The sequence below is a fragment of the Bacillus daqingensis genome, from assembly GCF_042654445.1.
GTDB lineage: Bacteria > Bacillota > Bacilli > Bacillales > Salisediminibacteriaceae > Alkalicoccus > Alkalicoccus luteus.
Genome location: NZ_JBHSGK010000005.1, coordinates 164,527 through 179,111 on the forward strand (window position 1 = coordinate 164,527; position 14,585 = coordinate 179,111).

The 14,585-nt window shown below is 51.0% G+C and carries 15 protein-coding genes; all 15 read left to right on the forward strand.

All coding sequences use genetic code 11. The features are described 5' to 3' along the window. The first annotated feature begins 32 nt into the window (after nucleotides 1-32). The 15 genes from ACFO4L_RS07160 (at nucleotide 33) to ACFO4L_RS07230 (ending at nucleotide 14,579) form a co-directional block, all read left to right on the forward strand. On the forward strand, nucleotides 33-1,385 hold the full coding sequence (locus tag ACFO4L_RS07160; RefSeq protein WP_377909008.1) for a copper amine oxidase: 1,353 nt from the start codon (nucleotides 33-35) through the stop codon (nucleotides 1,383-1,385). A gap of 75 nt (nucleotides 1,386-1,460) precedes the next feature. Then, the gene (locus ACFO4L_RS07165; protein ID WP_377909009.1) at nucleotides 1,461-2,399 is read left to right on the forward strand and encodes a class F sortase; all 939 of its coding nucleotides are present in this window, start codon (nucleotides 1,461-1,463) and stop codon (nucleotides 2,397-2,399) included. Between the two features lie 174 nt (nucleotides 2,400-2,573). Beyond that, the gene (locus tag ACFO4L_RS07170) at nucleotides 2,574-2,864 is read left to right on the forward strand and encodes an MTH1187 family thiamine-binding protein (protein WP_168007102.1); all 291 of its coding nucleotides are present in this window, start codon (nucleotides 2,574-2,576) and stop codon (nucleotides 2,862-2,864) included. 67 nt (nucleotides 2,865-2,931) lie between these two features. Beyond that, complete coding sequence (locus tag ACFO4L_RS07175; RefSeq protein ID WP_377909010.1) at nucleotides 2,932-3,702, forward strand: hypothetical protein; 771 nt, start codon at nucleotides 2,932-2,934, stop codon at nucleotides 3,700-3,702. Between the two features lie 197 nt (nucleotides 3,703-3,899). Beyond that, nucleotides 3,900-4,406 carry a peroxiredoxin family protein gene (locus ACFO4L_RS07180; RefSeq protein ID WP_377909011.1) on the forward strand — a complete coding sequence of 169 codons (507 nt, stop codon included), beginning with the start codon at nucleotides 3,900-3,902 and terminating at the stop codon, nucleotides 4,404-4,406. A 301-nt stretch (nucleotides 4,407-4,707) separates the two neighbouring features. Next, nucleotides 4,708-6,618, forward strand: a complete 1,911-nt coding sequence (locus ACFO4L_RS07185) for an asparagine synthase-related protein (RefSeq protein ID WP_377909012.1) — start codon at nucleotides 4,708-4,710, stop codon at nucleotides 6,616-6,618. Between the two features lie 5 nt (nucleotides 6,619-6,623). After that, a complete protein-coding gene (locus tag ACFO4L_RS07190; RefSeq protein WP_377909013.1) occupies nucleotides 6,624-6,791 on the forward strand; it encodes a paeninodin family lasso peptide in 168 nt (55 codons plus the stop codon). 55 nt (nucleotides 6,792-6,846) lie between these two features. Further along, nucleotides 6,847-7,809, forward strand: coding sequence for an aldolase (locus ACFO4L_RS07195; protein WP_377909014.1), 963 nt, complete (start codon nucleotides 6,847-6,849; stop codon nucleotides 7,807-7,809). Next, nucleotides 7,760-8,047: a lasso peptide biosynthesis PqqD family chaperone gene (locus tag ACFO4L_RS07200; RefSeq protein WP_377909015.1), complete on the forward strand. Its 288-nt coding sequence runs from the start codon at nucleotides 7,760-7,762 to the stop codon at nucleotides 8,045-8,047. Before ACFO4L_RS07195 ends, ACFO4L_RS07200 begins: the two co-directional genes overlap by 50 nt. 37 nt (nucleotides 8,048-8,084) lie before the next feature. Further along, entirely contained in the window at nucleotides 8,085-8,540 is a 456-nt protein-coding gene (locus ACFO4L_RS07205; protein WP_377909016.1) for a lasso peptide biosynthesis B2 protein, read from the forward strand. Next, nucleotides 8,515-9,648, forward strand: coding sequence for a nucleotidyltransferase domain-containing protein (locus ACFO4L_RS07210; protein ID WP_377909017.1), 1,134 nt, complete (start codon nucleotides 8,515-8,517; stop codon nucleotides 9,646-9,648). Before ACFO4L_RS07205 ends, ACFO4L_RS07210 begins: the two co-directional genes overlap by 26 nt. A gap of 6 nt (nucleotides 9,649-9,654) precedes the next feature. Further along, complete coding sequence (locus ACFO4L_RS07215; protein ID WP_377909018.1) at nucleotides 9,655-11,433, forward strand: ABC transporter ATP-binding protein; 1,779 nt, start codon at nucleotides 9,655-9,657, stop codon at nucleotides 11,431-11,433. Between the two features lie 500 nt (nucleotides 11,434-11,933). Further along, nucleotides 11,934-12,887, forward strand: a complete 954-nt coding sequence (locus ACFO4L_RS07220; RefSeq protein WP_377909019.1) for an ABC transporter permease — start codon at nucleotides 11,934-11,936, stop codon at nucleotides 12,885-12,887. Next, complete coding sequence (locus tag ACFO4L_RS07225) at nucleotides 12,877-13,824, forward strand: iron chelate uptake ABC transporter family permease subunit (RefSeq protein ID WP_377909020.1); 948 nt, start codon at nucleotides 12,877-12,879, stop codon at nucleotides 13,822-13,824. The genes ACFO4L_RS07220 and ACFO4L_RS07225 overlap by 11 nt, the downstream gene beginning before the upstream one ends. Then, nucleotides 13,821-14,579 carry an iron ABC transporter ATP-binding protein gene (locus ACFO4L_RS07230; protein ID WP_377909021.1) on the forward strand — a complete coding sequence of 253 codons (759 nt, stop codon included), beginning with the start codon at nucleotides 13,821-13,823 and terminating at the stop codon, nucleotides 14,577-14,579. Before ACFO4L_RS07225 ends, ACFO4L_RS07230 begins: the two co-directional genes overlap by 4 nt. The last annotated feature ends 6 nt before the right edge of the window (nucleotides 14,580-14,585 follow it).

Below are 14,585 nucleotides of genomic sequence, written 5' to 3' on the forward strand. Positions count from 1 at the left end.
GTGAAAGCAAAACAAAAACGGAGGGATTATTGATGAAAATGATGAAGAAAGCAGCACTGACGTCCTGCGCACTGCTCGTATTTGCACCAACCGTTGCAATGGCTGATGATCACGGAGACCACGATCACGATGACTACAGTCCGACAGTTTCCACACCGGCAGCTGATCTGCGGGCTGACCTGGATCAGCTTTTCTCCGAGCATTTTGCACTGACAGTCGCGTTTATGCAGAAAGCATTTGATGGAGCAGAGGATACGGCGCAAGCCGGAGCGGCTTTGGATGAAAACACAGCAGAGATCACCGCGACGATCGAATCTGTTTACGGATCTGAAGGAGCAGAAGAATTTAACCGCATCTGGCAGAGCCACATCGACTTTTTCGGTGACATGGTAGCAGCCGAAGCCGAAGGAGACGAAGAAGCACGCGCCCAGGCAGAAGCAGATCTGGATAACTATGTAGACGAATTCTCTGCTTTCCTTGATGCCGCAACAGAAGGCGGTCTGCCGCAGGAAGCTGGTCAAGAAGCGATTTCTGCACACGTTGAAGATGTATCGAGCACGTTTGATTCCTATGTGGACGGCGAATTCATGGAGGCATACGAGAATTTCCGTCACGGCTTCCACCACATGTTTGATATCGGCGTGAACCTTGGCGGCGCTATTTCCGGACAGTTCCCGGAAGACTTTGATAACACAGAGGTGTCCACACCGGCCGCAGACCTTCGTGCACACTTGAACCACCTTCTGTCCGAGCATTTCTTCCTGGCATCCTTCACGATGCAGAAAGGCTTTGATGGTGCAGAAGACTTTGATTTTGTGTCCTGGGCACTGGATGAAAATACAGCGGATCTGACAGAAACAATCGGATCTGTCTATGGAGATGATGGCGCAGAAGCCTTCGAACCGATCTGGCAGAGTCACATTGATTTCTTCGGTGACATGACTGTAGCGGCAATTGAAGATGATGCCGATGCACGAACGCAGGCAGAAGCGGATCTGGAAAGCTACGTCGTTGAATTTTCCGCCTTCCTCGATGAAGCAACAGGCATTCCGCAAGAAGCCGGGGAAGAGGAAATCCGTTCCCACGTAGCGGACGTGACGAATACGTTCGATGCGTATACCGCAGGTGAATTTGAGCGCACGTGGAGCGATGAGTTCCGTCACGGTTTCCACCATATGTTTATGCTCGGTGAAGTGCTGGGCGGAGCGATCGTCGACCAGAACCCGGACATGTTCGCTGCAGACAGCATGCCTGAAGAGATGCCGGCAACTGGTCTTGGCGGTACCGCATCCAACACGACCTTTATGTGGGCCATGCTGACAGCCTTCATTGCTGCGGCAGGTGCACTGGTGCTTGGTCGAAAGAAGTGGAGCAGCCAGCAGTAACGGCTGATTATATACGGATCTTCCGGGAGCAAAGCTCCCGGACTGGTCCGATTGACAGCGGAAGGAGAGGCTGACATGAAGCGACTCATGTACTTATTTCTGCTGCCGGCTGCAGCTGCCGCAGCTGCTTTTATGATCGTGGTGCTCATCCAGCCTGTTTTCTCCAGTCCGACTGAGACGCAGGTGCTGTCCGAGCGCAATGAAGCACCGGCTGAGCCAGAGGAAGCAGAAGCCGGAGAATTTGAGGATATGGACGCATTCACGGTCCATCCAAATCAGGAGGAAGCACCGGAGGCTTCAGAAGAAGATACGGGACCTGGGCTCCCTGAAACGCTCTCTATTCCGGCGATTGACGTGGAAGCCGATTTGGAGGAGGTCGGCATACTGGATAACGGGCAGATGGGCGTTCCTGATTCAGCTGAGGGGGTCGGCTGGTTTGAACCGGGTGTGCGTCCCGGAGAACAGGGGAACGCAGTACTGGCTGGTCACGTAGACAGCCGCGACGGTCCTGCCGTATTTTACGATCTGCATGAGCTGGAAGCTGGAGAAGAGGTTTTTGTAACCGATGACGAAGGAAATGAGTTTCAGTTTGAAGTGACGAAAACGATCGTTTACGATCGACGTGAGGCTCCGCTTGAGGAAATTTTCGGGCGCAGCGACGGACGGCATCTGAATCTGATTACCTGCACCGGCACCTTTAATCAGGAGTATGGCACACACGATGACCGCCTCGTCGTCTATACGGAACTCGTGGAAGACGAAGCTGAGCAGCCGGATCCCCCGGAAAATATTTCGGTCAGCGGCCAGTCTTTCCGCTGGCATGCGGTCGACGATGAGAACGTCGTCGGCTACCGGGTATACAGGGAGCTGGAGGACGGCACTGTGGAGCTTGCTGCCAGCAAAGCAGCCTATGGGCGTAAGAGTTACTCGTCAGAAGACGTAGGCGAGCTGACGCATTACGTCACTGCTGTGACGAAAGATGGTGCAGAATCAGAACCATCAGAGAAAAAATAAACGCGGGCCGGATCCTTTTCATAAAAGGGTCCGGCTTTTTCTGATGCGTTTCGAATCTAAGCTGTATGGTGCCTGAACGGGCCTTGGATTCCTCTCGATCAGAGACGAATGTTTAAACAGGATGAGAAATGGCAATAGTCTTTTTAACAAGACGTTAAAAGGAGGAAGTTGACTATGGCACTTTTAGAAATCAGCGTAGTACCAGTAGGAACAGGTTCAGAAAGCTTTCAAGACGATGTCGATCGAGCTGTCGCAGTTATTGAGCAGAACGGTCTCAAGTATCAGGTCACACCAACGTCAACGATCGTGGAAGGAGACATCGATAAACTGTTCGATGTTGCCCAGGTGATTCACCTGAACGAAGTGAAAAATAACGCAAAGCGGGTTGTCACGACGATGAAAATCGACGACCGCACGGATAAAGACATGACGCTTGAAGGCCAGGTCAACAAAGTAGACAAATAAACGAAACAAAACAGCTCCAGCCGGGCAGCAAGCCTGGCTGGAGTATTTTATGAAGGAGGTGCAGGCAGTGGAACGAGAGCTGATGGACGAGGCGGCTCAGCTTCAGGACCGTCTTACAGAGATATACCCGGAGCTTCTACTGCCGCAGGCTGTGCCGCTCCTCTGGCTCGGGCCCGTGCGCCCGGTTCTGACAGTTGGCGTGAACCCGTCTCCACGGGATTTTGACAAAGCGAACCGCTTCCCGCAGAAACATACCAACCAGAAGGCTATCGATTGGGCAAAAACGGAGGCAGAGCAGGCTGTTCGGAAGCTGAACGAGTATTTTCTCTCCGGAAACGTGTACACAAACTGGTTTGGAAAGAAGAACGGCGCAAAGATGGAAGGGTTCATGAATGGAGCAGGATACAGCTACTACGGGGATTCGGCATCGGTCTATCACTTGGACTATGTTCCATTTGCGACAAAGAAGCGGATGGGGGCAACCGGCCTGAAAGAAGCGTTGTTTCAGCTGGAGGAAATACGTGCGTTGTTTCAGAAGCGAATTGACTGGTTGAAGCCCAGTCAGATATGGGTGTTCGGAGCGGATGTGATTCAGGCACTGCCCGGGGTAAATCAGGAAAGGGTGCAGCAAGTATCCGATTATCCAGCTGTATCATTTGGAACTGGGAGCTTGTGCGGTATTTCGGCTGTGTTTGTTTATGCGAAGCCTGGGGAACAATTTCTTGGGCTAGGAAGCGCTGCAGACAGCAATGGCCGTCATCACGGTTCGTATGGATCTCGTTCATCGCTCCGGGAAATTGGCGCTCTTATTTCCCGGGAAATAGAACGTCTAGACTAATCATAGAATGACGGCTTAAATAGTGTGACTGATTCATAAGACTGACAGCGAGCGCTTCATCATACTGCTTGAATGAAGAGAACTAACCTGGCTGCATAGGGTATCCGTCTGACACTGATGCTGGTAAAAGCCTTCATGATTAAGTGTGAGAAATAACGGGAAAGAAAGCATCACGTCACAATCACTGAGGTGAAAGGATGGAAAATCTGTTAGTAGGCTATCATACACCGGATATTGTTCTTCCCGCTGTAACAGGCGACACGTATCAGCTTGAGAAGGATAAAGAGGAGCGACCGGGCTGGAGGCTGATTTATTACTTCCGCGGCTCCTGGTGCCCCGCATGCGAGAAATCACTGAAGGAGCTGAAGGAAAGCCAAAAACAGCTGTCTGATCAGAACGTGTGGATTACGGCTGTATCGAGCGACAGGCTTGAAAAGCTGGAAGGCTTTCAGCATAAGCACAACTATCCGTTCCCGGTCCTTGCAGATGAGAACATGCAAATGCTCCAGGACTATGGTGTTTATAAGCACGACGATGAGAACAGCATGTACAGCGATCACGGAATTCATGGAGAGCCGGCAGTCTTCTTGTTAGATGAAGAAAACAGGCTGCTTTTCGTGCAGCGGCAGAGCGGCCCGTTCGGCCGTATTGACATGGAAGGTCTACAGCAGAATATTGACTATATTTCGGAGCATAAGCAGTAAAAGGAAAGTGAACGGTCTGAGTCAATCCGCTCAGACCGTTATTTATGAATAGTTGTTCGTTATAACGTTCTTTGTGAATAGCTCATAAAACGAACGGCTGTTCAATTTTAAGAGAATTTTCAACAATCTTTTTTCTGAATATTTAGTTGACAGCAGTTACATATGGTGCTAAATTGAACATAAGTTGTTCGTTATTAAGAATTTAGTTGCAAATCGATTTTGTAAAGCGAACGTGTTGGCGCGCGTTTGCATTTATTTTACTTTATTTGTTCTTTAAAACGCACAATAAGGGGCGGTTGGCATGAGTGCACTGGCAGGCGTAATCGGACCAGCTCAGCAGGAATCTGAAAAACAATATATGCTGCACCAGCTGAACCGGTTCGTCTCTGATGCCGTTCACTTTATGCAGGAGGAAACAATCTTCATGGCCTGTGCCCATCAGTGGATCACGGAAGAGCAGCCGGGGGAACGTTTGCCGCTCTGGTTCAGAGGACGCTATCTCGTCCTTACAGATGCGCTGATCGACAATCGACGGGAGCTGTTTCACAAATTATCAATTGATGCAGCCGAACAGCGGCAGATAACAGAAGCAGAGCTGTTTGCGCACGCATTTGCAAAGTGGGGTGCAGAGCTGCCGCGGCATCTGCATGGGAGTTTTGCCGGAGCGGTGTGGGATAACCAAGAGAGAAAGCTCACACTGTTCCGGGATTTTTCAGGGACCCGCTCCCTCTATTACGTTCATCAAGGGGACACACTGGCATTCGGAACCACCAAATCGCTTCTACAAGGTAGAGATGGAGTGAGCCGCGATATTAACGACAGCTGGATGGCCCAATTTATCGCGATTCCTTCGATGATTGATGCAGTGGATATGAATATGACCGTCTACAAGGATATTCAGCAGGTTCCACCGTCTTCTGTCCTCACTTTTCAGGGCAGCCGGGTCAGCATTTCCCCATATCAGCTGATCGATCCGGATTATAAGATCAGGCTCTCGTCTGATGCGGCTTATGAAGAGGCATTCCGGGAAATCATGACAGAGGCAGTCACCTCTAAAATGCGTACGAGGAAAAAAGTGGCCTCGCATCTAAGTGGGGGACTGGATTCCGGAACGGTGGCTAGCATCGCCGCCGCCCATACGAACGAACCGCTGCAGACGTACAGCATGGTTCCAGCTGAAGGGTTTGACAACTGGACAGACGTTTATTATCAGCCTGACGAATCGAGGGGAATTAATTTAACCGCTGACTTCAGTGGCAATATCGATTCTAAAAAGCTGTCATTTAACGGCGTTGATCCGTTTGAAAAAATAGCAGAGCATATCGAACTGCTGGAATCGCCATATAAATTTATCGAAAATTTTTTCTGGCTGGAAGGCGTGCAGCGGCAGGCAGCAAAAGAAGGAGCTGCTGTAATGCTCACCGGGGCACGCGGTAACCATTCGGTCTCATGGGGATCGCATCGTCTGACCTACTATTATTATGAAACGCTGCTGAAGCAGATGAAACTGCTGCAGCTGGATCGTGAAATGCAGGCCTATTGCAGACAGGAGCGTACCGGCAGACGTGTGGTCTATCCGTTTATTTTTAAGAGGCTGTTTAAAACCGAAAAACATCCGGACTTGTTTCCGGACTGGATTCATCCGGATCTCGCCTTCCGTACACATATACATGACAAACTAAGCGACTACGGCGTTCCGCTTGGGGGCTTGCCGAAGCATGAGCTGCGCGACTTTCGGAGGCATTACTACACAGCTGATTATTTCTGGAATAACACAGGAAATGCCAATACCCACCTCTCTCTGTATACCGGAATCAGGGAGATGGATCCGACGAACGATGTTCGCCTGATCCAGTTTTGTCTGTCGATTCCGGAAGAGCAGTACGTTACCGGCGGGCTGGAGCGCTCCTTGATTCGCAGGTCGACAAAAGGGATTCTTCCTGATGCAATCCGTTTCCAGAAAGGACGGGGGATTCAGGGAATCGACACAGTTTGGCGCATGCAGAACAACTGGCAGAAGTGGCGGGAGGAAGTGCAAGCTCTTAAACAGAATAACCGGCTTTTCCGCTATGTTGATCCGGCTGTGTTCATAGAAACAGCAGACAGGATGCCTGAGAAAGCCGAGCCGGCTTACGCCGGAACGGCTGACTTTAAAATAATCAGCAGAAGCATGATCCTGAATCAGTTTCTGCAGCAGGCTGAAAGGAGGTGAGAGTGATGAAAGCATGGAAAACACCAGCAATGGACGTTCTGGATATCCGCATGACAATGAACGGACCAGGTAACGCGAACCCGGACTGTTTTGAAGCATCGGAAGGCCGGCACGAAACACATGACGGACAGTCAAATGCCTCTTGTAACAATCCGCCAGGAGTAGGAAGCTGATCAAACATAATCTTGCTGCGCTGCTCAGGCAGCAGACAGAAGGGGGGAGACGGAAATGGAGCCGGCACTATTTGATTATCATGCCTTCGGGATGAATATACAGAGCGATATTTCGCTGAAGGGGCTGCTTCCAAATCCGTCAGCCTCAGCTGTAGACGTTCACGTCCGTAAAGAGAAGCTGTCCGATAAATGGGGGAGCAGGGCCGGGCAGGATATGTTTATCTATGAGAGAAATGAGATTTTGTTTCAAATCGAGGGAGTGGGTGTTTTTTCGATCCGTTCAGGCCGTGAAATCGGATATGAACGGGCGGAAGGAGCAACAGATGCCTACATCCGGCTGTACGTGATGGGGAGCTGTCTTGGACTGATTCTGATGCAGCGGGAAATACTGCCGATGCACGGAAGCGCATTATATTTGCAGAATATGGGCATTATCATCACCGGCGATTCAGGAGCGGGGAAATCTACCACCGCAGCCGCTTTTATCAAGCAAGGAGCCAGGCTGCTGAGCGATGACGTAATACCGGTGCACTGGAACGAAACAGATCCGCTCATATTTCCTGCTTATCCGCAGCAGAAAATGTGGCTGAATTCACTGGAGCAGTTCGGACAGACGATTGAGGGACTGGAACATGTAGTCGAACGGGAAGAAAAATTCAACATTCCTGTTCAGGAGCATTTTCACAGCAGTCCGGTGCCGATGCAGACGATTGTTGAGCTTGTTCCTGCTGATACGGAAGAGATTACCCTTGTAGAAGTAACAGGTCTGGCAAAGCTGGAACTGCTGTACCGAAATACGTACCGTCAATTTGTGATTGAGCCTGCTGGTTTTTCGTTTTGGCACTTTCGCGCACTATCTGCAGTTGCAGGCCGCATTCCCGTCTATACGCTAAGAAGGCCGATCAACAGATTTTCTGCAGACGAAGTCGTTGAAGCGGTATTAGACCGGCTGAAAGGGGAGGAAGAATATGATCGAAAAGCAAGTGACCGAGCCGTATATGACACAGGCGGCTGGTAATATCGTCAGCGATATGGGTGATGAAAAAGTCATGTTCAGTGCCGCAAATGGTAAATACTACAACTTTGGGGAAGTCGGCGGACGAATCTGGGAGCTTCTCGCGGAGCCGAATACGGCGAAGTCGATCACGGCACAGCTGATGCGTGAATATGACGTATCAGAAGCAGACTGCCAACAGGAAACAGAAGCATTTTTGCAAAGCCTGCGAAAAGAGGGTCTGATCGTTGTTCAGGACTAGTGGTTTAATCAAGCGCCGATGGCAAAGCTGGCGCAGGATGGATCCGTACGTAAAAAAACTGATGCTCGAAGCGTATCTAGAGCTGGCGCGTGCAAGGTGGCTGAAGTACCGGCAGCATGGCCGCATTCAGGCAAGTCTCGGTACGATTCAGCAGGAGACACCGGTAGAAGACGAGGTAGCCAAAAGAGAGGCAGGAAGCATCGCAGTGGCAATAGAGGTGATGAGCAGGTATGCCTTCTGGGAAAGTGAATGCCTGGTCAAGGCAGGCGCTGCCGTTCAGATGCTGAAGCGGAGAGGAATGCCGGTCACCGTTTATCTCGGCACCGCTCGTAACGACGCAGGAGAATTTGTCGCCCATGCCTGGACGAGAAGCGGTCCCTGGTATATTACAGGTGCAGATGATGTAGCACAGTATACCGTGTTAACGACGTTTGCCGTACCGAAAGCAGAGGAAGGAGCCCGTTCTCATGCAGGAAAAACGAATCCAAGTTGAAACAGAATGGATCACAGCGGCTCTGCGCGGCGAAAAGCCTGCAATGACAGAAGCAGATACGGAAGCCCTGCTGGAAGCCGCGGTCCATCACCGGCTTGTCCCGCAGCTTGCAGCAGTGCTTTCCGGACATGAGGAAGAACGACTGACTGCTGCACTTCAGCCGCTGCGTTTGCAGCATATGTTTTTCGCGCTGCGTCTGGCAGGGGAAACATCCCGGCTGGCGCAGCTTTTTAACCAGCGGGGGGTGGAGCTTTTGATGCTGAAAGGTCCGGCGCTGGCCAGTCTTTTGTATGGAGACACCGGGCAGCGAATGACGAGCGACATCGACATGCTCGTTCCGCCTGAGGCACTTGATATGGCGGCATGCCTGCTCCGGAGCGAAGGTTACGAGGAGAACTGCTACTTTTCGACGGTTCTCCCGGATTGGAAGTGGCGTCATCATCATCGCACGTTTTATCATTCCCATACCGACGTTAAGGTGGAGCTTCACTGGCGGCTTCATCCAGGACCTGGGAAAGAGCCCGCCTTCCGCGAACTTGCAGATAGAAGCCAGACGGAAAAGCTTGGGGGCGTACCAGTGCCGGTGCTCGGAAACGAGGATTTGTTCAGCTTTTTAAGCGTGCACGGCGCAAGACATGGATGGTCGCGGCTGCGCTGGCTGTATGATATTCACCAGCTGATGAAGCGAAAGCTTGATTTCCGCCTCGTGAAACAGGTGATGGGAGATCTGCATCCAATCGGTGCCTCCGCGCTGATTCTTAGCGGTGCCTGCTTTGGCACGGCGCTGCCGGTTCATGAGAAGCGATGGCTGATGGGGAGAAAGGCAACGGTGCTTGCTGAGCAGGCTTTTTATTACATGTACCGGGATATTGAACTGCACGCTGAGCATGTTTCACGTGAAACCGCTTCCTATCATCAAGCATATCAACGAAGTCTGCTGTCATGGCGCAGGAAAATGCTGCTTGCAGCGAGCTTCTTTTATCCATATCCGGAAGATGTCAAACTGCTGCCGCTGCCGGAGCGAATTCACTTTCTTTACGTGCCGATCAGGCCGTTTCTATGGGCGTGGCGGCGATCGAGACGAGCCTCGCCGGCAGAAGGGAGCTGATGGAGCGTGCAGGATTTATTATATTTTTATAAACAGATGCACGACTATGCTGGATGGAAGCTGTACGGCACGATGTTTGTCATGGGGATCATGAGTCTGCTCGACGGGGCGGCCGTGCTGCTGCTAATACCGCTCATCAGCCTGACCGGCGTTATGAGCTTTGAGGGCGGAAGCACGGTAGTGGCGTCGCTTCTCACCTATTTGGAAAGACTGCCGGAGCTGGTAGGGGGTCTGCCAGGGATCCTGATCCTGTATGTGCTGCTCGTCACCACCCAGCAGCTGCTCGCACGGTTTGTGGAAATTCAGCATGCGGGTCTTCAGCACGGGTATTTCCGCTATGTACGAGTTCGAATTTACGAAGCACTTCTGCACGCAGACTGGCGATTTTTTATGAAGCATCGGAATTCCGATCTGCTTCATACGCTGACAGCAGAAACGGCGAAAGCGAGTACAGGAGCACACTCCTTCCTGCAGCTTATGTCCGGACTCGTCTTTACAGGCATTCAAATTGCAGTTGCCTTTTGGCTGGCTCCGTCCATAACGCTTTTCGTCATCGTGTCCGGCGTCATGCTGCTGCTGTTTTCAAGACATTTTGTCAGACGGTCCATGGAGCTTGGCGGACGCAATCTGACGCTTGGTGAAGAATATATGGCTGGCATTACGGATCATATGAACGGGATGAAGGACGTTAAAAGCAATGCGCTGGAACAGTCGCGGTTAACCTGGTTTGAGCGGGTAACGGAGAACATGAAGCAGGAGCAGGTGGAGTTTACAAAAGTAAAAACAAAATCACGCATGTACTATAAACTGGCTTCAACGACTCTGACGGCACTGGTCATTTTTGCGGCGGTCAGTCTCTTTCAGGCACAGACTGCACAGCTGCTTCTCGTTATTGTCATTTTCGCTCGGCTCTGGCCGCGTGTAACGGGTCTGCAGGATGGACTGGAGCAGCTCGGCACGAGGATGCCGTCTTTCCGGGAAGTCAGAAAAGTGACAGAGGAGGCAGAACAGGCACGCGAATGGCCGAAGGGAACAGTGGCTCAGCCGCTTGCTATCGATGAAAGTATTGCGCTCAAGCATGTGTCCTTTTCCTATGAGAGCGGAAAAGCTGCCCTAAAGGATGTGTCTGTCAGAATACCGGCCAGGAGGACAACAGCGGTCGTCGGTAAATCGGGTGCAGGAAAAAGCACGCTGATTGATGTGCTGCTTGGGCTGCACCGCCCGCAGCAGGGAGAGATGTCGATAGACGGACAGCGTGTAACGAATGAAATGATTCCAGGGCTTCGCCAGTCGGTCGGCTATGTACCCCAGGATCCGTTTGTTTTTCACGGTACAGTAGGCAACAACCTTCGGCTCGTAAAGCCGGATGCGACAGTGGAAGAGATGTGGGAAGCGCTCCGCTTTGCCGCGGCCGATGAATTCGTGCAGAAGCTGCCGGACGGACTTGATACGGAGCTTGGCGACCGCGGCGTGCGGCTTTCCGGCGGGGAGAGGCAGCGGCTCGTGCTGGCACGGGCAATTCTGCGGCAGACCCCGGTACTGATTCTGGATGAGGCCACGAGCGCACTCGACTCCGACAACGAGCAGAAAATCCAGCAGGCGCTGGAAAACATGCGCGGCCGCATGACGGTTATTGTTATCGCACACCGTTTATCCACGATTCGACACGCGGACCAGGTGCTCGTATTGGAAGGCGGTCGGGTCATTCAGCAGGGAGGCTACCAGACGCTCGCCAAAGAAAAGAACGGAGCCTTTCACGACCTGCTGCAAAAGCAGCAGGTATAGCCAAAATCATACTTAACGCCGTTCGCTTTGAAAAAGCGGGCGGTGTTTTTGTTGAGGCTAAACAAGCTGTTCTCAGTGAAAAATCCAGTCTGATTCTCATCACGATCGGATAGTATACACCCTTTTTATCATGTAAAGCGAAAAAAATTACAAGGCGAAATCATTACGCTTTTCATGAAATTATTGAATGAAAGTGTGTATAAATAGAGTTTGTTTTTTGATGTACATATTCTCTGTAAGAAAACGTTTTTGATTGATTTTACTTGTTTTTCATTTTGCATTTTTATGCAATTCATACAATTTGAAATGAACTAAACAGACACCTGAAACACAAATCAGTTACGTCTCATCTGACAATTTTCCGGATTTTGCTTGCACTTTTTGTAAGTCGGGAGTAAGATAATCGATGACTAGTCATTGAGAATGAATCTCATTATCAAAAGTGTGTTTTCCGCGGAAATGCATCAGGGCTGTTCAGGCAGCCTGTCAGGAGGAGCACCATGAAATTGCGTTATGTGATTCTGCTTCTGTGTGCCCTCTCCTTTGCAAGTTTGTTTATCGGCGTCAGTTCCCTGTCGCTTTTCGATCTTGGACAGATGACAGAGGAGCAGAAGCAGATTTTCTGGTCGAGCCGGTTCCCGAGGCTCGTAGCTATTGTGATGGCAGGAGCGGGCATGGCGATTGCCGGGCTCGTTATGCAGCAGCTGACCCAGAACAAGTTCGTATCCCCAACGACGGCGGGCACGATGGACGCGGCCCGTCTAGGTATTCTTGTGTCGATGATCGGCTTTGCAGGGGCCTCGTCGCTCGTCCGTATTTCTGTTGCCGTATCGTTTGCAGTCGCAGGCACCTTTATTTTCATGTTTATTTTGGAGCGGGTCAAAGTAAAGGATAAAATATTCATTCCGCTCGTCGGTCTTATGTTCGGAAATATTCTCGGCTCGATTACGACATTTTTTGCTTACCGGTATGACCTCATTCAAAACATGTCGGCGTGGCTGCAGGGAAATTTTGCCACAGTGATCAGCGGGCAGTATGAGCTGCTCTGGCTTGTGATTCCGATTGTCGCGTTTACATATCTGTACGCAGACCGCATCACCGTTGCCGGCATGGGAGAATCCTTTGCTAAAAATGTCGGGCTCTCGTACCGGACCGTCGTCAATCTCGGCCTCGTGCTGACGGCAGTGATGACCTCTCTGATTGTTTTGACAGTCGGTATGATTCCGTTTCTTGGCCTGATCGTGCCGAACATCGTCTCAATTTTCCGGGGAGACCATATGCGCAAAAACCTGCCGTACACGGCACTGTTTGGAGCTGTTTTTGTTCTCATCTGTGATTTGTTCGGAAGAACGATTATTTATCCGTATGAGATTCCAATTGGGCTGACCGTCGGCGTGATCGGCAGCGGGCTCTTCCTTTATCTTCTGTTAAGGAGGCACCGCTATGGACTCTAAGTGGAAATTAATGCTGATAACGATCCTGGTGGCGGTTCTCTCTCTCCTCTTTCTGACGATCGGCGCAGATGGAAACTGGGAATATGTGCTGCCGAGAAGGGGACGGATGCTCGCTGCATTCGCATTGACCGGTGCTGCTATCGCCTATTCAACGATCGTGTTTCAGACGATCACGGGCAACCGGATTCTGACTCCGAATATTATCGGACTGGATTCGCTGTATCTGCTGATTCAAACGTTTATTATTTTCGTGTTCGGCTCGCTCAGCTACGTCATGGTGCAGGGAAACATCAACTTTCTGCTCTCAACAGCGGCGATGATCGGTTTTTCGTTTCTGTTTTACAAGCTGCTTTTTCAAGGAGAGAAGCGCCAGCTCTACTTCCTTCTGCTCGTCGGCTTTGTGCTCGGAACCTTTTTCTCCAGTCTCTCGACGTTTATGCAGGTGCTGATGGATCCAAACGAATTTCAAAACGTTCAAAACCGCATGTTTGCAAGCTTTCAGCGAGTGCAGACGGATCTGCTTCTGCTTACCGGCACCGCATTTGCAGGTCTGGCGTTCATTGGCTGGCGCTGGCGTGATTATCTCGACGTACTCGCGCTCGGCAAGGATCACGCGGTTAATTTAGGCGTAGCCTATGATCGGATCGTACGGAAGCTTCTCATTCTCGTCGCCGCACTCATTTCCATCGCAACAGCGCTTGTCGGGCCAATTATGTTTCTCGGGCTGCTTGTCGCAAACGTCACCTATGAAATGATGCGTACGCATGAACACCGGTGGCTGCTGCCGGCCGGTATGCTCACGGGAATGGGAGCGCTGATTCTCGGACAAATCGTCGTAGAGCACGTCTTTACGTTCTCCACGACGCTCAGCGTCATTATCAACTTTATCGGCGGAGTTTACTTTCTCTGGCTGATCCTAAAGGAGAGGAAAACATGATCGCAGCGGAGTCACTCATAAAACAGTACGGAGATACACCGGTTGTCGACAACGTGACGGCATCGATCCAGACAGGAACGATGACGACCTTTATCGGGCCGAACGGCGCGGGGAAAAGTACGCTTCTCTCGATGGTCAGCAGACTGCTGAAACGAGACGGCGGCTCTGTCTCGATTGACGGCATGCCGATGGAGGCTTTTGCAGAAAACGAGCTGGCACAAAAGATGTCGATTTTAAAGCAGACGAACGAGATGAATGTGCGCTTGTCTGTCCAGGATCTTGTCTCCTTTGGCCGCTTTCCCTATTCGAAGGGGAGGCTGAATGAAGAAGATCGAAATGTCGTCGCTGAATCGATCGCGTTTACCGAGCTGGAGGACATGAAGGATAAATACTTGGACCAGCTGAGCGGAGGACAGCGTCAGCGGGCCTTTATCGCCATGATTCTCGCACAGGATACCGACTATATTTTACTGGATGAGCCGTTAAACAATCTCGACATGCGGCATTCTGTGCAGGTGATGAAAGTACTACGCTCGCTCGTGGATGAGCTGGGTAAGACAGTGGTGCTTGTCGTGCACGATATTAACTTCGCGTCCTGCTATTCTGACTACATTGTGGCAATGAAGGAAGGCCGCGTGGTAAAGGAAGGCCGCACGTGGGAAGTGATTCACCCGGAGCACTTGAAACGCATTTACGACATGGATTTTCAAGTGCAGGAAATAAACAATCAGAAAATATGCGTCTACTTTTCATAATATAAT

Bases quoted from the DNA above. Each gene is read 5' to 3' on its own strand.
- ACFO4L_RS07180 (WP_377909011.1), top strand. From the start codon at position 3,900: ATGGAAAATCTGTTAGTAGGCTATCATACACCGGATATTGTTCTTCCC.
- ACFO4L_RS07210 (WP_377909017.1), top strand. From the start codon at position 8,515: ATGCAGGAAAAACGAATCCAAGTTGAAACAGAATGGATCACAGCGGCT.
- ACFO4L_RS07165 (WP_377909009.1), top strand. From the start codon at position 1,461: ATGAAGCGACTCATGTACTTATTTCTGCTGCCGGCTGCAGCTGCCGCA.
- ACFO4L_RS07170 (WP_168007102.1), top strand. From the start codon at position 2,574: ATGGCACTTTTAGAAATCAGCGTAGTACCAGTAGGAACAGGTTCAGAA.
- ACFO4L_RS07230 (WP_377909021.1), top strand. From the start codon at position 13,821: ATGATCGCAGCGGAGTCACTCATAAAACAGTACGGAGATACACCGGTT.
- ACFO4L_RS07185 (WP_377909012.1), top strand. From the start codon at position 4,708: ATGAGTGCACTGGCAGGCGTAATCGGACCAGCTCAGCAGGAATCTGAA.
- ACFO4L_RS07195 (WP_377909014.1), top strand. From the start codon at position 6,847: ATGGAGCCGGCACTATTTGATTATCATGCCTTCGGGATGAATATACAG.
- ACFO4L_RS07160 (WP_377909008.1), top strand. From the start codon at position 33: ATGAAAATGATGAAGAAAGCAGCACTGACGTCCTGCGCACTGCTCGTA.
- ACFO4L_RS07190 (WP_377909013.1), top strand. From the start codon at position 6,624: ATGAAAGCATGGAAAACACCAGCAATGGACGTTCTGGATATCCGCATG.
- ACFO4L_RS07200 (WP_377909015.1), top strand. From the start codon at position 7,760: ATGATCGAAAAGCAAGTGACCGAGCCGTATATGACACAGGCGGCTGGT.
- ACFO4L_RS07225 (WP_377909020.1), top strand. From the start codon at position 12,877: ATGGACTCTAAGTGGAAATTAATGCTGATAACGATCCTGGTGGCGGTT.
- ACFO4L_RS07220 (WP_377909019.1), top strand. From the start codon at position 11,934: ATGAAATTGCGTTATGTGATTCTGCTTCTGTGTGCCCTCTCCTTTGCA.
- ACFO4L_RS07205 (WP_377909016.1), top strand. From the start codon at position 8,085: ATGGATCCGTACGTAAAAAAACTGATGCTCGAAGCGTATCTAGAGCTG.